Consider the following 18,110-nt stretch of genomic DNA (forward strand, 5'->3'; position numbering starts at 1 on the left):
CGCAAGGACCCGGATCGAAAGGCGACGACGTGGCAACTCCGCAGAACTACCTGGCAGTGATCAAGGTGGTCGGCATCGGGGGCGGTGGTGTGAACGCCGTCAACCGCATGATCGAGGTCGGCCTCAAGGGCGTCGAGTTCATCGCGATCAACACCGACGCGCAGGCGCTCCTCATGTCGGACGCCGACGTCAAGCTCGATGTCGGTCGCGAGCTCACCCGTGGCCTGGGCGCCGGCGCCGATCCCGAGGTCGGCAAGAAGGCGGCCGAGGACCATGCCGAGGAGATCGAGGACGTGCTGCGTGGCGCGGACATGGTCTTCGTCACGGCCGGCGAGGGCGGTGGCACGGGCACGGGCGGCGCGCCCGTGGTGGCGCGTATCGCGCGGTCCCTGGGCGCCCTGACCGTCGGCGTCGTGACCCGCCCCTTCACCTTCGAGGGCCGCCGCCGGGCCGTCCAGGCGGACCAGGGCATCGAGAACCTGCGCGACGAGGTCGACACTTTGATCGTCATCCCGAACGACCGGCTGCTGTCGATGTCGGACCGCAACGTGTCCGCGATCTCCGCCTTCCACTCGGCCGACCAGGTGCTGCACTCCGGTGTCCAGGGCATCACCGACCTCATCACCACCCCCGGCCTGATCAACCTCGACTTCGCCGACGTGAAGTCCGTGATGCAGGGTGCCGGGTCCGCGCTGATGGGCATCGGCTCGGCCCGTGGCGAGGACCGCGCCGTGCAGGCCGCCGAACTGGCGATCTCCTCGCCGCTGCTGGAGGCGTCGATCGACGGCGCCCACGGCGTGCTGCTCTCGATCCAGGGCGGCAGCGACCTCGGGCTGTTCGAGGTGCACGAGGCCGCGCGCCTGGTGCAGGAGGCCGCGCACCCGGAGGCGAACATCATCTTCGGCACGGTCATCGACGACGCCCTGGGCGACGAGGTGCGGGTCACCGTCATCGCGGCGGGGTTCGACGGCGGCGTCCCGCAGCAGCGCAAGGACTCCGGCGCGCTGGGCACGATCACGGGCGCGCGTTCGTCGTCCCCCGCCACCGCCCAGATGCCCGCCGTCTCGTCGTCGGACGCGGCGCGCCGGGCGCCGGAACCCGTGCCCGCGCCCCCGGGGGACGACCGTCCCGTGTCGTTCCCGCCCGCGGCGGTGACCGCGCTGCCGCACGTCGTGACCGACGACGGCGGGGACGACGTGCCCGAGAGCCTCGACGAGCCCGCGGTGGTGGTCTCGCCCGCGTTCGACCGGCGGGACGCCGACGGCGCCTCGGGGCACGGCACGCGCGTGGAGGTGCCGCCGATGTTCGACGAGGCGTCGCGCCGGGCGAGCGAGGAGCTCGACGTGCCGGACTTCCTGAAGTGATCCGTGCCGGCCTGACCCGGACGACCCCGTAGGCTCCCGGCCCATGACAGCGGCCACCGGCATCGACACGATCCCCGCCGAGCTCGGCGAGGGCGTGCTGGCGTTCTTCACCACGGCGGCAGGCGGCGTCTCCCCGCCGCCCTGGGCGGGGCCGTCCGGCCCCGGCCTGAACCTCGGGCTCAACGTGTCCGACGACGCCGGTCGCGTCCGGGCGAACCGGGCCCGGCTGGGCGCGGCCCTGGACGGCATCCCGGTGGCCTTCGCCACACAGGTGCACTCCGACCGGGTGATCCCGCTCGGCTCCGAGGAACGCGGGCAGTGGCACGCCGAGCCCGCGCCGGATACGGCGGGCGACGGCGACGCGCTCGTGACCACCGAGCGCGGGCTGGGCCTCGGCGTCCTGGTCGCGGACTGCGTGCCCGTTCTGCTCGCCGATGCCGAGGCGCGGGTGGTCGGCGTCGCGCACGCGGGGCGCAAGGGCACGGCCGCCGGAGTGGTGCTGCGTGCGCTGGAGTCCATGACGGCGCGCGGCGCTCGGCCGGACCGGGTGCGCGCCGTGGTGGGCCCGGCGGTGTGCGGACGCTGCTACGAGGTGCCCGGGGAACTGCGCGACGAGGTGGCGTCCGCGGTGCCCGGCGCCTTCGCCGAGACGTCGTGGGGGACGCCGGCCCTAGACCTGCCGGCGGCCGTCGGGGCCCAGCTGTCCGGGGCCGGGGTCGCCGTGACCCGTGTCCCGCACTGCACCCTCGAGGACGAGGCGTTCTTCTCCCACCGCCGGGCGACGGCCCGCGGGACGGCCACCGGCCGGCAGGCGGGCGTCGTCGCGCTGGTCTGATCGGATGTCAGTGCTCGTCGCGCCATCTCCTCGTGTTCCGCTCCGGGCGCATGCCTCGTCCCTCGGCCCGCACCCTGCGCCGCACCCTTCGTCGATGTCAGACACCCCGGCTACCGTTCGAGTCCTGACCTGCGGAAGCACAAAGCTGTAATTTCAGTGGGCGTGAGTTGAACAACTTTGGCAAAGTTGGTCATGGCACGGCGTGTCGCACTTCGGTGTCGGAACGCGCCAGGCTACTTTTGTCAAGCCGCACGGGTTCGTGCGGCCGCACGCAGGCCGACCGGATGGCGGAGAAGGATTCGCAAGAGGGCGACGAACGGAGAGAGCGATGGCCGGAGCGCTTCGAAAGACCATGCTGTATCTGGGCCTCGCCGACGAGCAGGGCGAGCGGGACGCGTACTACGACGAGTACGAGGACGTGGAGGAGACCGTGCAGGACCACCGACACGCCCAGGTGACCCCGCTGCACCCCGACGGCGCGCCCGATGTCGCGCTGTCCACGTCCGAGCTGCGCCGGATCACCACGGTGCACCCGCGCTCGTACAACGACGCGCGGATGATCGGTGAGGCGTTCCGCTCGGGCACGCCGGTGATCATGAACCTCACCGACATGGACGACGCCGACGCCAAGCGCCTGGTCGACTTCTCGGCCGGCCTCATCTTCGGACTGCACGGCTCGATCGACCGCGTGACCAACAAGGTGTTCCTGCTGTCGCCGGAGCACGTGGAGATCGCGGGCGAGGAGCGCGTGGCCGAGCCGCCCGCCACGGGCAAGGGCGGGTTCTACAACCAGAGCTGACGTTTCACGTCCGCGGGGCCGCTTCCTGCCGACCGGTCGGGCGCGCCGGGCATCCTCCGGGGTGCCCGGCGCGCTGTTACCGCGTCCTGGCGCCCGTCGCGTAGGTTTGTCCCGTGGCTCTGTTCTGGGGAATCATCGACTTCGCGTTGTTCGCGTTCCTGCTCCTGCTCATCGGACGGCTGATCTTCGACTGGGTGCAGTACTTCGCCCGTGACTGGCGCCCGTCCGGTGTCGTCCTCGTGATCGCCGAGGCGATCTACACCGTGACGGACCCGCCGCTGCGGGTCCTGCGGCGGGTCATCCCCCCGCTGCGGCTGGGCTCGGTCCAGTTGGACCTTGCTTTCATGGCGCTCTTTTTCCTGGTGGTTATTGCCAGAACGATCGTCGGTAGTCTCGCCATTGCGACGGCATGACTGTGACCTACGTCATGAGATGCCCTCCGGGCATGTGATGAATTCGTGACCGGGTACGGTCCTGGTGTCCAGCTCGGTAACAATCCGCTAACGTGGGAACCCGGCGGGCGCGCCGGCCGCCACCATCACCGGTGAGCGCAGGTGTCCACCGAGCAATTCCGGCTTCAAGGCATTGAGGTGACATGCATGGCACTGTTGACAGCTGAGGACATCCTGAACAAGAAGTTCTCTGCAACAAAGTTCCGTGAAGGGTACGACGTCGAGGAAGTTGACGACTTCCTCGACGAGGTCGTGCGGACCCTCACGTCCGTCCAGGAGGAGAACGAGGGGCTGCACTCCAAGCTGGCAGCTGCCGAGCGGCGTATTGCGGAGCTCTCCCGGGGCGACGGTGCCGTGCAGCGCCAGGCCGCGCCCGTGCCGGCGCCGGCTCCCGTCGCCGCGCCGATGGGCGGCCCGCAGGGCGCGCCCGAGCCGGAGAACGCCACGGGCATGCTCCAGCTGGCCCAGAAGCTGCACGACGACTACGTGCGCTCCGGCCAGGAGGAGGGTGACCGGCTGATCAGCGAGGCGAAGGCCGAGGGTGCCCGGATCGTGCGCGATGCCGAGGAGACGAGCCACCGGACCCTGTCGCAGCTCGAGCAGGAGCGTTCGCTGCTGGAGCGCAAGATCGACGAGCTCCGTCTCTTCGAGCGCGACTACCGCACTCGTCTCAAGAGCTTCCTGCAGAACCTGCTCGGTGACCTCGACGCCCGGGGCTCCGCCCTCCCGCAGGGGCGCGCGAACCAGCCGCAGGGTCGTCCCGCGGAGATGGCACAGGGAATCTGACGCCTGAGCGGGCGGGATGGGTCACCGGCCCCCTGCCCGCGGTCGCGAGGGCGCCGAGCGCCGGCCCCGGAGAACGACCTCATTGCCACCGGCGCGCGGCGGCACCGACAGTGGCCCGTGCAGCGAGATTCGTCGTCAGTTCGGCGAGTCCCGTTGTGCGGGCCGCTTCTTGTGCCTACGCTACTCGGACTTGACTCGGGGCGGCCGTGAAGGGGATCCCATGACCAAGCTTTCGACGACTACGCGCACCGCGCTGAAGCAGTCGTTTCCTCGACTTGCCAAAGATGTGAAGAAGTTCCCGGTGCGTGATGGTGAGGACCCGTGGACGTTGCGCGAGGTCGAGGAGCTCGCGGCCCTGCTCCTGGAGGACAAGGAGCGTCTGGAGGGTGAGTTGCGGGCCGCGGATGCCGAGTTGAGCGACCTCCTGCGCAACTCGGGCGACGGCGCGGGGGACGACCAGGCGGACTACGGCTCCAGCGCGCTCGAGCGCGAGCAGGAGCTGACGCTCGTGAACAACATGCGCGACCTGCTGGACCAGACGTCGCATGCCATCGAGCGGATCGCGGCGGGTACGTACGGGGTCTGCGAGGTCACGGGCATGCCCATCGGCAAGGCGCGTCTCCAGGCGTTCCCGCGGGCCACTCTGTCGGTGGAGGCCAAGGCTCGCGAAGAACGCCGCTAAGGGCGGGCGGAAGGCGAGGCGAAAGCCTCCGCCGCGCGGATTTTCGGTCGAATATCAATGTGGTGATGTCTGGGTTGTGGGAGTTGCAGGCACATTGTCCGGGGTTTCCATCCTGGAATGTCGTAATCCTTCTCGATGCCGCGCATGGCGTTCCGATTGACAAGGTGAATTTCTCGGAAGATGCTCATCGCGATGAATCACACGCGTGTCATTCATGCGGGTGATTCATCGATATTCATTCGACGCTATTTCGAGGAGACACAATGATGCGAGGATTCCGCGTGGCAGGTCGCGCAGCGGCGGCCGTGGTGATGGCGGCCGGTCTGATCGGCGCTGCCGCGACGGGCGCGAACGCGTCGGTCGTGACGACCGACGGTCCGGGCGACGGCAGCCTCAACGTGCTGAACAACGTCTGCGTCGCGCCCTGGTACTGGGAGGGCCCGCTCAACGTCAGCAACACCGGCAACCTGACCGAGTACATCGCGTGCAACGGCCAGCCGGCGGAGCTCGGTGGCGACGGCTCGATCAACGTGCTCAACAACGTCTGCGCCCTGCCGTGGCACTGGGACGGCCCGCTCAACGTGCTCAGCAGCGGGAACATGACCAAGTACGTGGCCTGCAACTCGCACTCCGCCTCGTGACCGAGTGCATGGCCCGCAGCTGACGTCCCACATCGCTTTGCGCGTCCTCCCAGCAATCGCATGGTGAGCGGAAGTCGCTGCATCTGGTGAGGCTCTTTCCCGGAGTTCCGGGAAAGAGCCTCACCTTTTTCCGTGCCTGGCCTTCCGCCGGCCGAGCGGGGCGTGGCCGGTCCAGCGCCCGCTGCATGGGAGACTTTGCCTGATGTCTACTCCCGCAGAACCCTCCGCCGCGGCCGGCGGCGAGACGGATGCCCCGGCCACGCCCCCGCCGTCGGGCAGTCGCGTACTGGTCACCTGGACCGTCGTGCTCGCGGCCGTCGTCCTCGTCGCGGACCAGATCACCAAGTGGTGGGCCGAGTTCGCACTGGTCGAGGGCGGGGATCCGATCCCCGTGATCGGCGAGCTCCTCCAGTTCCGCCTGGTGTACAACCCGGGCGCCGCACTGTCCATCGCCACCGGGATGACCTGGGTCCTGACGATCATCGTGGTGGGCGTGGTGATCGCGATCCTGCGGCTGATGCGCAGGATCGGCTCGCGCGGCTGGGCCGTGTCGCTCGGCCTGCTGCTCGGGGGCGCCGTCGGCAACCTCGTGGACCGCCTGCTGCGGGACCCCGGTTTCGCCCGCGGGCACGTGGTCGACTTCATCGACTACGCCGGGTTCTTCGTGGGCAACGTGGCGGACATCGCGATCGTGGTCGCGGCGGTCTGGATAGCGGTCCTGTCCCTGCTGGGGATCGGCGTGGACGGCCGGCGGGAGAACGACTCGCGGCACGCGGCGCAGGCGCCGGACAAGAACGGTACGCCACCGCCCCGCGGCGCGGACGACGTCGCCGGGCCTGCCTGATGCCGCTGCGGACGCTGCCCGTTCCCGACGGGCTCGACGGCGATCGGGTCGACGCCGCCCTCGCGCGGATGCTCGGCCTCTCCCGGACGCGCGCGGCCGATCTCGCCGCATCGGGCGCGGTGCGCCTGGACGGCCGCGAGGTCGGCAAGTCGGACCGGGTCCTGGCGGGCGCGAACCTCGAGGTCGACGTGCCCGACGAGCGGCCGGCGGCCGAGCTCGTCGCCGAGCCCGTCGAGGGCATGGACATCGTGCACGACGACGACGACATCGTCGTGATCGACAAGCCCGTCGGCGTGGCCGCCCATCCGTCACCGGGGTGGAACGGGCCGACCGTCGTCGGGGCGCTGGCCGCGGCCGGCTACCGGATCTCCACCTCGGGCGCACCGGAACGGCAGGGGATCGTGCACCGGCTCGATGTCGGGACGTCGGGACTGATGGTGGTCGCGAAGTCGGAGGCGGCGTACTCGGCGCTGAAGCGGGCGTTCAAGGAGCGCGCGGTGGAGAAGGTCTACCACGCGCTCGCGCAGGGCCACCCGGACCCGACGTCGGGCACCATCGACGCCCCGATCGGGCGGCACCCGAGCGCGGACTGGAAGTTCGCGGTGACGGCCGCCGGCAAGCCGTCGGTGACCCACTACGAGACGCTCGAGATGCTGCCGGCCGCCTCCCTGGTCGAGATCCACCTGGAGACCGGGCGGACGCACCAGATCCGGGTGCACTTCGCCGCGGTGCGGCACCCGCTCGTCGGGGATCTCACCTACGGCGCCGACCCGGTGCTGGCGGGCAGGGCGGGCATCGCGCGCCAGTGGCTGCACGCGGTGCGCCTCGGGTTCGAGCATCCCGCCACAGGGGAGTGGTTCGAGGTCGCCTCGGACTACCCGGAGGACCTCGCGGCGGCCCTGGACGTCGTCGGCGGAGAGTACCGCTGAAGCGGTGATCTGGCAGGTCGTGGCCGTGGCGGCGGGTGTACCGCGGGTATCGTGCGCGTCGTCCTTCGTCGGTGTCGGTGACCCCGCATAGGATCGCCCCATGCCCACCGCGACTGCCCCTTCCCCGGCCTCGAAGAGCGAGGACTTCGTCCATCTCCACGTCCACACGGAGTTCTCGATGCTGGACGGCGCGGCGCGCATCGGTGACCTCATGGACGAGGTCGGGCGGCAGGGCCAGAAGGCCATCGCGACCACCGACCACGGGTACCTGTTCGGCGCGCACGAGTTCTGGGCGCAGGCCCAGAAGAAGGGCATCAAGCCGATCATCGGCGTCGAGGCGTACGTGACGCCGGGCACCAGCCGGTTCGACCAGACGCGGGTGCGGTACGGCGAGGCGGGGCAGGAGTCCGACGACGTGTCGGCGCGCGGTGCCTACACTCACATGACGCTGCTGAGCAAGAACAACACCGGCATGCACAATCTGTTCCGTGCCTCGTCGCTGGCCTCGATCGAGGGCCAGATGGGCAAGTGGCCCCGGATGGACCGGGAACTGCTGGAGCGGTACTCCGAGGGGCTCATCGCCACGACCGGCTGCCCGTCGAGCGAGATCCAGGTGCGGTTGCGACTGGGCCAGTGGGACGAGGCGGTGCGGCAGGCCGGCGAACTGCAGGAGATCTTCGGCAAGGAGAACTACTTCGTCGAGCTGATGGACCACGGGCTCGACATCGAGACCCGCGTGACCAAGCAGCTCATCGAGCTGAGCAAGACGATCGGCGCGCCGCTGGTGGCCACCAACGACCTGCACTACGTGCGCGAGGAGGACGCGACCAGCCAGGAGGCGCTGCTCGCGATCAACTCCGGGTCCACCCTGGACGACCCGAACCGGTTCCGGTTCGGCGGCACGGGCTACTACGTGAAGTCGGCCGCCGAGATGCGGCAGATCTTCAAGGAGTTCCCCGAGGCGTGCGACAACACGCTGCTCATCGCCGAGCAGTGCGAGGTCTCGTTCAACGACCAGGCCAACTACATGCCACGCTTCCCCGTGCCCGAGGGGGAGGACGAGATCTCGTGGTTCATCAAGGAGGTCGAGGCGGGGCTGCTGCGCCGGTATCCGGACGGGTACTCGGACGCGGTGCGCAAGCAGGCGGACTACGAGGTCGAGGTCATCATCCAGATGGGCTTCCCGGGGTACTTCCTCGTGGTCGCCGACTTCATCAACTGGTCCAAGGCGCAGGGCATCCGCGTGGGACCGGGGCGCGGATCGGCGGCCGGGTCGATGGTGTCCTACCTGATGGGAATCACCGAGCTGGACCCGTTGGTGCACGGCCTGATCTTCGAGCGTTTCCTCAACCCGGAGCGCGTGTCCATGCCCGACGTCGACGTGGACTTCGACGAGCGCCGGCGCGGTGAGGCCATCCGGTACGTCACGGAGAAGTACGGCGACGACCGCGTGGCGATGATCGTCACCTACGGCACCATCAAGGCCAAGCAGGCCGTCAAGGACTCGGCCCGGCTGCTCGGCTTCCCCTTCGCCATGGGGGAGAAGCTCACCAAGGCGATGCCGCCCGCCGTGATGGGTAAGGACATCCCGCTGTCGGGCATCTTCGACCCCAAGCACGAGCGGTACTCGGAGGCGTCGGAGTTCCGCCAGGTGCACGACACCGACCCTGAGGCCCAGCGCGTCGTCGAGCTCGCGCGCGGCATCGAGGGCCTGAAGCGGCAGTGGGGCGTCCACGCGGCCGGTGTCATCATGTCGAGCGACCCGCTGATCGACATCATCCCGATCATGAAGCGCCCGCAGGACGGCGCGATCATCACGCAGTTCGACTACCCGACGTCCGAGGGCCTCGGCCTCATCAAGATGGACTTCCTGGGTCTGCGCAACCTCACGATCCTCGACGACGCGCTCGAGAACATCGTGATGAACGGCAAGGACCCCGTCGACATCGAGAACGTCGGACTCGGCGACAAGCGCACCTACGAGCTCCTCGCCAGCGGCAACACGCTCGGCGTGTTCCAGCTCGACGGCGGCGCGATGCGCTCCCTGCTGCGGCAGATGCGGCCCGACAACTTCGAGGACGTCTCCGCCGTCATCGCCCTGTACCGGCCCGGGCCGATGGGCATGAACTCGCACATCAACTACGCGCTGCGCAAGAACGGGCAGCAGAAGATCGAGGCGATCCACCCGGAGGTCGTCGAGCCCTTCGCGGAGATCCTCGACGAGACCTACGGCCTGATCGTCTACCAGGAGCAGGTGCAGCGCGCCGCCCAGATCATGGCCGGCTATTCCCTCGGACAGGCCGACCTGCTGCGTCGCGCCATGGGCAAGAAGAAGCCCGAGGTGCTGGCCAAGGAGTTCGTGAACTTCGAGAAGGGCGCCAAGGACAAGGGGTACAGCGACGGGGCGATCAAGGCCGTCTGGGACACGCTGGTCCCGTTCGCCGGCTACGCGTTCAACAAGGCGCACTCCGCCGGCTACGGCCTCGTCGCGTACTGGACCGCGTACCTCAAGGCGAACTACCCGGCCGAGTACATGGCCGCCCTCCTGCAGTCCGTGGGGGACAACAAGGACAAGATGGCGCTCTACCTCAACGAGTGCCGCCGCATGGGCATCACCGTGCTCCCGCCGGACGTCAACGACTCCGCCGTGAAGTTCACCGCCGTCGGGGGCGACATCCGCTTCGGCCTCACGGGCGTGCGCAACGTCGGCAAGAACGTGGTCGACGCGATCGTGGCCGCCCGCGAGGAGCGCGGCGCCTACACCTCGTTCACCGACTTCCTGGACAAGGTGCCGGCCGTGGTCTGCAACAAGCGCACCATCGAATCGCTCGTCAAGGCCGGCGCCTTCGACTCCCTCGGGCACACGCGGCGCTCGCTGCTCGTGGTGCACGAGCAGGCGGTCGACTCGGTGATCAGCGTCAAGCGCAAGGAGGCGGAGGGCCAGTTCGACCTGTTCGCGGACATGGGCGGCGGTGACGCGGGCGACGACGGCGGGATGAGCTTCGCGGTGGAGGTGCCCGAGCTGCCCGACTGGGAGAAGAAGCAGAAGCTCGCCTTCGAGCGGGAGATGCTCGGGCTGTACGTCAGCGACCACCCGCTGTCCGGACTGGACCACGTGCTGTCCCGGGCGTCGGACACGTCGGTGGCCTCCCTGCTCGGCGACGGTGAGCGGCCGGAGAACTCCGTGGTCACGGTCGCGGGCCTGCTCACCTCCGTGCAGCGCAAGATGAGCAAGAACGGCAACCCCTGGGCCGCGGTCACCCTCGAGGATCTCGAGGGCGCGGTCGAGGTGATGTTCTTCGGGGAGACGTACCTGGCCTACTCGACGGTGCTGGCCGAGGACCAGGTGGTGGTGCTGCGCGGGAAGGTGCGCAAGCGTGACGACCAGGTCTCGCTCCAGGCGATGGAGGTCGCGCTGCCGGACATCACGGTGGGTGCGGACTCCCCGCTCGGCGTCACCGTGCCGCACACGCGGGCGGTCGAACCGGTGATGGTGCGGCTGCGCGAGGTGCTCGCCGAACACCCCGGATCGGCCGAGGTGCACGTGGCCGTGGACGAGCCGGGAAAGCGGACCGTCGTGCGGGCCGCCGACTCGCTCCGTGTCGAGAAGACGCCCGCGCTGTTCGGCGACCTCAAGGCCCTGCTCGGGCAGAACTGCCTGTCATGAGCGATCCGGCGACAGTGCGAGAGGACGAGGACGGGATGACCGACGACGTGGTGACCGGGGAGGACATCGCCGGGGACGAGGCAGCCGGAGCGGAGATCGCCGGAGACGAGATCGCCGGGGACGAGGCCGCCGAGGGCCGGCCCGCCGCGGAGACGGAGCCTGCCGACCGTTACGACGAGCGCGACCACGAACGGTTCGCCCTGGTCCCCGCGGCGTACGTCCTGCTGCGGCGCGAGGTCCCGCCGGAACCCTGGACGGGCGGCACGGGGCGCAGGGGCCTGCCTCCCGGACCGGGCGCACCCGGCTCCGCCGAGGTGCTGCTCCAGTTGCGGCAGAACACCGGGTACCGCGACGGCTTCTGGGCGTGCGCCGCGGCGGGGCACGTCGAGGAGGGCGAGTCCGTCGTCGAGGCTGCCGTGCGAGAGGCCGCGGAGGAACTCGGCGTGACGGTGGACCTGGCGGATCTGCGGCCGCTCACCGTGCTGCACCGGGGCGAGCCGGGCGGGCCCGCGATCGAGCAGCGCGTGGACTTCTTCTTCGAGACCACGCGCTGGGAGGGCACGCCCCGCATCCTGGAGCCGGAGAAGACGGCGGACCTCGCCTGGGTGCCGCTCGCGGAGCCGCCCGTCTCGCTCGTGCCGCACGAGGCCGTCGTGCTGGACGCGGTCCGCGTCCGTGAGTCGGGTGGTCCTGCTGTGCCGTGCCTCATGACGTTCGGGTTCGGCGCCGCGGCGGGGCGTGCCGAGTGATCCGGCTGAACCCGGAACAGCTCGTGTTCGTCACCGAGCGACACCTGGCCACGCTCACCACGCTGCGGGCGGACGGCACGCCGCACGTGGTGCCCGTGGCGTTCACCTGGGACGCCGCCGCCGGCGTCCTGCGCATCACCGCGAACCGCGGTTCGGTCAAGGCGCGGAACGCGCGCGGGTACCCGCGCGGCGGCGGGACGGCACCCCGGGCCGCGGTCTGCCAGGTCGACGGCGGCCGCTGGATCACCCTGGAGGGCCCGATCGAGGTGAGCGAGGACCCGGAGGAGATCGCGTCCGCCGTGGAACGCTACGCGAAGCGGTACCGCACCTTGGGGCCGAACCCGGAGCGCATCGTGCTGCGGCTGACCCCGGACAAGGTCATGGCGAGCACGTACATGGCGTGACCTCCGCGGGACGGCACCCGGCGGACACGACCCTCAGCCGACGACGGCGCTCTCGTCGCCGCCCGGGCCCCGCACCGTCACGCGGTCGCCGCGGGTGAGCTGCCGGCCCCGGCGGGTCTCCGCCTGGCCGTTCACCAGGACGTCCCCCGCGGTGACGAGCTCACGAGCCTGCACGCCGTCCTCGGCGAGGTTCGCCAGCTTGAGGAACTGCCCGAGCCGGATCGACTCGTCCCGGATCGGGACACGGTCGGGTTCGGGCAGGGCGCCGGGCTGCGGGTCACGGATCTTCACGCCTCCATCATCGCGCACCGCGGCGCCCGTCGTCGGCCGGGCTGTGCACGGCAAGGCATGGCCGTTGCCCGTAGGGCATCCCTACCCTACGATGTAGGGCATGAACAAGACGAGCATCTATCTTGACGATGAGATGCGTGCTGGTCTCGCCCGAGTGGCAGACGTTACCGGGCGTTCCCAGTCGGAACTCGTCCGGGATGCGATCGATCAGCTTATCCACGATCACCTGCGTACCCGTCCGAGGATGAAGGGGCGCCTGCGGCAGCACGGGCTCGCCAGGCGCGTGGACGACCTTCTCGAGGGGTACGGCGAGTGATCGTCATCGCCGACACAGGAGGGATCGTGGCGGCGATGGATCCCGGTGAGCCGCATCACGAGGAGTACCTTGCCGCGCTGGAGTCCGCTCGGACGGCTGTCATCACTCCGCTCGTGATCGGCGAAGTGCACTATCTGCTGAGCGCCGCGGGAGAGCACCTCGCCGCGCGCGACTTCCTGGAGAACGTCACCGATGGCTTCTTCGACCTCTGGAACCCGAGCGCGGAAGACTACGGAGTCGCGCGCGGCCTGATCAAGAAGTGTGAAGGCAAGATGGAGCGCAAGCGCCGCAAGCCCGGATCGCTCGACCTGGCCGACGCCATGAACGTCGTTGCCGCGGAGCGCTGCGGGACGAACCTCGTCGTCGCCACGGATCACGACTACCGCGTGGTGACCCCGCTGAGCGGTCACACCCATCTCACGATCGTCCCGCTGGACGATCGGGCGACGTGAGAGCGGTGCGGCGGGCCGCGGTCGCGGCCCGTCCAGGACCCGGCCACCACCGCCGTCGTCCACGCACGGAAACTAGACTGAGCGCCGTGATCCAGCGCATCGACCTGACCGGGCGCGACCTGACGTCCCCGGCCGCACGCCGCGACCTGCTCGCCACCCTGCCCCGCGCCGAGCTGCGCGTGGACGACGCCGTGCGCGCCGTCGAGCCGATACTGCATCAGGTGCGCGACGGCGGCGCGGGCGTGCTGCGCGACCTCGCCGAGCGGTTCGACGGCGTCCGCCCCGAGCACCTGCGCGTCCCGCCCGAGGCGCTCACGACCGCCCTCGGCACCCTCGCCCCGGACGTCCGCGCAGGGCTGGACGAGGCGATCCGCCGCGTGCGCGAGGTGCACGCCGCCCAGGTCCCGGCCGAGAGGGTCACGGAGACCGCCCCGGGCGCCGTCGTGCGGCAGCGGTACGTGCCCGTGCAGCGCGTCGGCCTCTACGTGCCGGGCGGCCTGGCCGTCTACCCGTCGAGCGTCGTGATGAACGTCGTCGCGGCACAGACCGCCGGCGTGCCCGGCATCGCCCTGGCATCGCCGCCGCAGAAGGACCATGGCGGGCTCCCGCACCCCACGATCCTGGCCGCGTGCGCACTGCTCGGCGTCGACGAGGTGTACGCCGTCGGCGGCGCGCAGGCCGTGGCGATGTTCGCCTACGGGGCAGCGGGCACCGCGCCGCAGGACGGCGAGACGCTGTGCGAGCCGGTCGACGTCGTCACCGGGCCCGGCAACGTCTACGTCGCGACGGCCAAGCGCCTGGTGCGCGGCATCGTGGGGATCGACGCCGAGGCGGGACCCACCGAGATCGCAGTCCTCGCCGACGGCACGGCCGACGCCACGCACGTCGCCCTCGACCTCATCAGCCAGGCCGAGCACGACCCGATGGCCGCCTCCGTGCTGGTCACGGACTCGACCGAGCTCGCCGACGCCGTCACCGAACGCCTGGCCCGCCTCGCCGAAGCCACGAAGCACGGCCTGCGGGTGGCCAAGGCCCTGGACGGCCCGCAGTCGGCGATCGTGCTCGTGGACGACGTCGTCGACGCCGGGCTCGCCGTCGTCGACGCCTACGGCGCGGAGCACCTGGAGATCCAGACCGCCGGCGCCGCGGAGCTCGCCGGCCGGGTGCACAACGCGGGCGCGATCTTCGTGGGACCGTGGTCGCCGGTGTCGCTGGGCGACTACCTGGCGGGGTCCAACCACGTGCTGCCCACCGGGGGGACCGCGCGGTTCGCGAGCGCGCTCGGCGTGCACTCGTTCCTCAAGCCCGTCCAGGTGATCGAGTACACACGGGACGCGCTGGAGCAGGTGGCCGGGCACATCACGGCGATCGCGAACGACGAGGACCTCCCGGCGCACGGCGAGGCGGTGCGGGGCCGGTTCGCCTGAGCCTGTGGATGACGGGGCGCGGCACCGGGATCCGGTGGGAGACTGGTCGCCGTGCCCTCGACGCCCTCGACCTCGCCGCCTGACATCGGTACCGCAGCGATCAAGCATCTCGTCGGCGGGGGTGCCTTCGAACGGGGGCGGCGATACCAGGCCGACGGGCGGGTGCTGCGCCGCAGATGGGATCCCGCGGCGCGGATCCTGACCGGGAGGGTCGACGGCAGCACGAGCCGCCCCTACGAGTGCGACATCCAGTTCACCGTGAACTCCGTCGGCCGGTACACGGTGGCCGGGACCGAGTGCTCGTGCCCCGTCGGCGCGTACTGCAAGCACGTGGTCGCGGTGCTGCTGGACGTCCAGCAGAACGCGGCGCCGGGCGCCCCGTCCGCGCCGGTGGCGTCGCGCGCGCCGTGGCGCGGCTGGATGCAGCAGGTCATGTCGGCCCCGGCAAGGACGCCACGCGTGCCGGGTCCCGAGGACGCCGAGCCGGAACTGGCCCTCGGCATCCAGGTGCGCGAGCGTGCGGAGGGCGCGGTCCTGCAGGCGAAGCCCGTGCGCCGGACCCGGAAGGGCACGTGGAGCAAGAGCAACGACGTCACGTGGGACTCGCTGCGCTACGGGTACGGCTACGGTCCCGGTCACGTGGTGGGCCGCACCGACCGGCGCGTGCAGGGCTGGTTCGCCGAACTGGGTGAGCTCGCCGGAATGCGCTACGGGACGGGCGCCTGGCGCGACCTCGGTGACTTCGGCCGCCTGCTGTGGCCGCTGCTCGCCGAGGCCGGGACGCTCGGCGTGCCCGTGGTGGGTGTCCGGCGCGGCGACGAGGTACGCATCGCGTCGTCGTCGGGCATGGCGGTCGACGTCCGGCGGGCCGACGGCGTGCCGGGGGTGCGCCTGGGGACGTCGGTCATGTTCGACGGCGAGGAACCGGCTCGGGACTCGGCGTCCGGCGCCCTGAACGAGCACGGCCTGTTCGCGGTGACCCCGCTGGGCGCCACGCGCCGCCTGATCACGATCGGGCCGACGGCGGACCCGCTGACCGACGCGCAGCTGCATGCGCTGGCCATGCCGGAGCTGGACGTCCCGGAGCGGGACGTGCCGGAGTTCCTCGCCGACTACTACCCGCGACTGCGCAACCGCGTGAAGGTCCGGGCGGCGGACGACATCGAGCTCCCGGAGACGTCCGGGCCGGTCCTCGTCTGCACGGTGGTCTTCTCGGGACCGGAGCGGGCGACGGTCAGCTGGTCCTGGGAGTACGGCACGGGCCCCCTCGCGCGGCGCTACGCCGTCGGCGACGGCGGCGGGATCGACCTGCGCGACATCGACGCGGAGGCGCGGATCGCCGCCGAGGCCTCGGCGGCGGTGCGGCGCAGCACGAAGTTCGCTGGCTTCCGGCTGGTGGACCGGCACGAGGTCGGCGGCCTGGCGGTGCTGGAGCTCGGCACCGAGGTGCTGCCCGCGCTCGAGGCGGTGGCCGACGTCCGCGTCGAGACGCACGACCGCCCCGACTACACCGAGCTGAGCGACGCGCCGGTGGTGTCGGTCTCCGCGGGCGAGTCCGGCGACATGGACTGGTTCGACCTCGGGGTCGCGGTGAGCGTGGACGGCCGCGAGGTGCCGCTGCCGGTGCTGCTGGGAGCGCTGACCCGCGGCGACGACCGTGTCGTCCTGCCCGACGGCGCCTGGCTGCGGACCGGCCACCCGTCCCTGGACCGTCTGCGGGTGCTGGTCGCCGAGGCGGTCCGGCTCAGCGACCGGCCCGGGAAGCTGCGGCTGTCCCGGTACAACGCGAGCCTGTGGAGCGACCTCGCCGAGGTGGCCGACGTCGTCGAGCAGAGCGAGTCGTGGCGACGCTCCGCCGACGGTCTGCTCGCCCTGGCCACCGGGTCCGGCCACCTGCCTGATCCGGAGGCCGACGTGCCGCTGCCGGCCGGGCTCAAGGCGGAGCTGCGGCCCTACCAGCGGCACGGGTACGCGTGGCTGACCTTCCTCGCGGAGCACGGGCTCGGCGGGATCCTCGCCGACGACATGGGCCTCGGCAAGACGGTGCAGACCCTGGCGTTCCTCGCGCGGGCGCGCGAGGGACTCGGGGGCGGGCCGCGCCGGGAACCGGGCGACAAGCCGTTCCTCGTCGTGGCGCCGGCCTCGGTGGTGGGCAACTGGGTGGCCGAGGCCGAGCGGTTCACGCCGGACCTGCGCGTCGTCGCGCTGTCGTCGACGCCGGGGAAGCTCCGCACGACGGCGCAGGAGGTCGCCGGTGACGCCGATGTCGTCGTCACCAGCTACGCGATCTTCCGCCTGGCCCACGAGGGCTTCCGCGAGGTCGACTGGGGCGGTCTCATCCTCGACGAGGCGCAGTTCGCGAAGAACCCCGCGACCCGGGCCAACGAGACGGCGAGACTGCTGCGCGCTCCCTTCAAGCTGGCGATCACCGGCACGCCCATGGAGAACAACCTCATGGAGCTGTGGGCCATGCTCGCGATCGTGGCGCCGGGGCTGTACGGGTCGGCCGGACGGTTCCGCGAGGACTACGTGCGCGTGGTCGAGGCGGGAGCGAAGGATCCGGAACTGGCCGAGGAGGCGGATCGGGCGGTGGCACGGCTGCGCCGCCGGATCCGGCCGCTCATGCTGCGTCGCACCAAGGGGCAGGTCGCGCCGGAGCTGCCCGAACGTCAGGAACAGGTGCTGGGTGTGGACCTGCACGCCAGGCACCGCGTCGTCTACGACCGTCATCTCCAGCGCGAGCGGTCGCGCATGCTGGGGCTGCTGGACGACTTCGACTCCAACAGGATCGCGATCTTCCGGTCCCTGACGATCCTGCGCCGCCTCGCGCTGGACGCGTCGCTCGTGGATCCCGGCTACGAGGGCATCCCGTCGGCGAAGCTGGACATGCTGGCGGAGCACCTGACGGAGGTCGCCGCCGAGGGCCACCGCGCCCTGGTGTTCAGCCAGTTCACGTCGTTCCTGGGGCGGGCGCGGGAACGGCTGGCGGGGGAGGGCGTCGCCACTGAGTACCTCGACGGGTCCACGACCCGGCGCGCCGAGGTGATCCGGCGGTTCAAGGACGGCGACGCGCCCGTGTTCCTCATCTCGCTCAAGGCGGGCGGGGTCGGGCTGAACCTCACGGAAGCCGACTACGTCTACCTCCTGGACCCGTGGTGGAACCCGGCGACCGAGGCGCAGGCGGTGGACCGGACCCACCGCATCGGGCAGACCCGCAACGTCATGGTGTTCCGCATGGTGTCGGCGGGCACGATCGAGGAGAAGGTCATGGCGCTCAAGGAGCGCAAGGCCAAGCTGTTCGACGCCGTCATGAACGACGACGGCGGCGCCTTCGCCGGAGGCCTGAGCGCCGATGACATCCACGGGCTGTTCGAGGAGGGCTGACGACGGAGTTCGGCCGGCCGGGCTCCGGCTCCGGGGAGACGGCGGCGCTCGCAGGCCGGAACCAGGTGACCGCTCAGCGTGATGGTAC

Annotated in this window: 17 protein-coding genes; 16 read left to right on the forward strand and 1 reads right to left on the reverse strand. The window is 70.8% G+C overall.

Features of this window, described 5'->3' with window-relative positions; all coding sequences use genetic code 11:
* Positions 1-29: 29 nt before the first annotated feature.
* The 12 genes from ftsZ to ACYVK5_RS17550 all read left to right on the forward strand — a co-directional run bounded on the left by ftsZ (position 30) and on the right by ACYVK5_RS17550 (position 12,152).
* Positions 30-1,364, forward strand: a complete 1,335-nt coding sequence (gene ftsZ, locus ACYVK5_RS17495; protein ID WP_460707235.1) for a cell division protein FtsZ — start codon at positions 30-32, stop codon at positions 1,362-1,364.
* 43 nt (positions 1,365-1,407) lie between these two features.
* A complete protein-coding gene (pgeF, locus tag ACYVK5_RS17500; protein WP_460707236.1) occupies positions 1,408-2,199 on the forward strand; it encodes a peptidoglycan editing factor PgeF in 792 nt (263 codons plus the stop codon).
* Positions 2,200-2,527: 328 nt separating this feature from the next.
* On the forward strand, positions 2,528-2,998 hold the full coding sequence (locus ACYVK5_RS17505) for a cell division protein SepF (RefSeq protein WP_460707237.1): 471 nt from the start codon (positions 2,528-2,530) through the stop codon (positions 2,996-2,998).
* A gap of 113 nt (positions 2,999-3,111) precedes the next feature.
* Positions 3,112-3,411: a YggT family protein gene (locus ACYVK5_RS17510; RefSeq protein WP_460707238.1), complete on the forward strand. Its 300-nt coding sequence runs from the start codon at positions 3,112-3,114 to the stop codon at positions 3,409-3,411.
* 186 nt (positions 3,412-3,597) lie between these two features.
* Entirely contained in the window at positions 3,598-4,236 is a 639-nt protein-coding gene (locus tag ACYVK5_RS17515; protein WP_460707239.1) for a DivIVA domain-containing protein, read from the forward strand.
* Positions 4,237-4,456: 220 nt separating this feature from the next.
* Complete coding sequence (locus tag ACYVK5_RS17520; RefSeq protein WP_460707240.1) at positions 4,457-4,918, forward strand: TraR/DksA family transcriptional regulator; 462 nt, start codon at positions 4,457-4,459, stop codon at positions 4,916-4,918.
* Between the two features lie 281 nt (positions 4,919-5,199).
* Positions 5,200-5,559: a hypothetical protein gene (locus tag ACYVK5_RS17525; protein WP_460707241.1), complete on the forward strand. Its 360-nt coding sequence runs from the start codon at positions 5,200-5,202 to the stop codon at positions 5,557-5,559.
* A gap of 202 nt (positions 5,560-5,761) precedes the next feature.
* Positions 5,762-6,403 (forward strand): signal peptidase II, encoded by a 642-nt coding sequence (locus ACYVK5_RS17530; protein WP_460707242.1) that lies wholly within the window; start codon positions 5,762-5,764, stop codon positions 6,401-6,403.
* Positions 6,403-7,332 carry an RluA family pseudouridine synthase gene (locus ACYVK5_RS17535; protein ID WP_460707243.1) on the forward strand — a complete coding sequence of 310 codons (930 nt, stop codon included), beginning with the start codon at positions 6,403-6,405 and terminating at the stop codon, positions 7,330-7,332. Before ACYVK5_RS17530 ends, ACYVK5_RS17535 begins: the two co-directional genes overlap by 1 nt.
* Before the next feature lie 100 nt (positions 7,333-7,432).
* Complete coding sequence (gene dnaE, locus ACYVK5_RS17540) at positions 7,433-10,999, forward strand: DNA polymerase III subunit alpha (protein WP_460707244.1); 3,567 nt, start codon at positions 7,433-7,435, stop codon at positions 10,997-10,999.
* Positions 11,000-11,034: 35 nt separating this feature from the next.
* Complete coding sequence (locus ACYVK5_RS17545; protein ID WP_460707245.1) at positions 11,035-11,748, forward strand: NUDIX domain-containing protein; 714 nt, start codon at positions 11,035-11,037, stop codon at positions 11,746-11,748.
* Positions 11,745-12,152, forward strand: a complete 408-nt coding sequence (locus ACYVK5_RS17550; protein WP_460707246.1) for a pyridoxamine 5'-phosphate oxidase family protein — start codon at positions 11,745-11,747, stop codon at positions 12,150-12,152. Before ACYVK5_RS17545 ends, ACYVK5_RS17550 begins: the two co-directional genes overlap by 4 nt.
* A 33-nt stretch (positions 12,153-12,185) precedes the next feature.
* Here the strand turns inward: ACYVK5_RS17550 and ACYVK5_RS17555 are convergent, their stop codons facing one another.
* Positions 12,186-12,443: an RNA-binding S4 domain-containing protein gene (locus ACYVK5_RS17555; RefSeq protein WP_460707247.1), complete on the reverse strand. Its 258-nt coding sequence runs from the start codon at positions 12,441-12,443 to the stop codon at positions 12,186-12,188.
* A gap of 100 nt (positions 12,444-12,543) precedes the next feature.
* Here ACYVK5_RS17555 and ACYVK5_RS17560 point away from each other — a divergent pair, with 100 nt between their 5' ends.
* The 4 genes from ACYVK5_RS17560 (at position 12,544) to ACYVK5_RS17575 (ending at position 18,022) form a co-directional block, all read left to right on the forward strand.
* Positions 12,544-12,759 carry a ribbon-helix-helix protein, CopG family gene (locus ACYVK5_RS17560; protein WP_460707248.1) on the forward strand — a complete coding sequence of 72 codons (216 nt, stop codon included), beginning with the start codon at positions 12,544-12,546 and terminating at the stop codon, positions 12,757-12,759.
* The gene (locus ACYVK5_RS17565; protein ID WP_460707249.1) at positions 12,756-13,211 is read left to right on the forward strand and encodes a type II toxin-antitoxin system VapC family toxin; all 456 of its coding nucleotides are present in this window, start codon (positions 12,756-12,758) and stop codon (positions 13,209-13,211) included. The genes ACYVK5_RS17560 and ACYVK5_RS17565 overlap by 4 nt, the downstream gene beginning before the upstream one ends.
* An 86-nt stretch (positions 13,212-13,297) precedes the next feature.
* Positions 13,298-14,638 carry a histidinol dehydrogenase gene (hisD, locus tag ACYVK5_RS17570; protein ID WP_460707250.1) on the forward strand — a complete coding sequence of 447 codons (1,341 nt, stop codon included), beginning with the start codon at positions 13,298-13,300 and terminating at the stop codon, positions 14,636-14,638.
* A gap of 51 nt (positions 14,639-14,689) precedes the next feature.
* Positions 14,690-18,022 carry a DEAD/DEAH box helicase gene (locus ACYVK5_RS17575; protein WP_460707251.1) on the forward strand — a complete coding sequence of 1,111 codons (3,333 nt, stop codon included), beginning with the start codon at positions 14,690-14,692 and terminating at the stop codon, positions 18,020-18,022.
* Positions 18,023-18,110 lie beyond the last annotated feature (88 nt).

Source organism: Myceligenerans halotolerans, assembly GCF_054782975.1.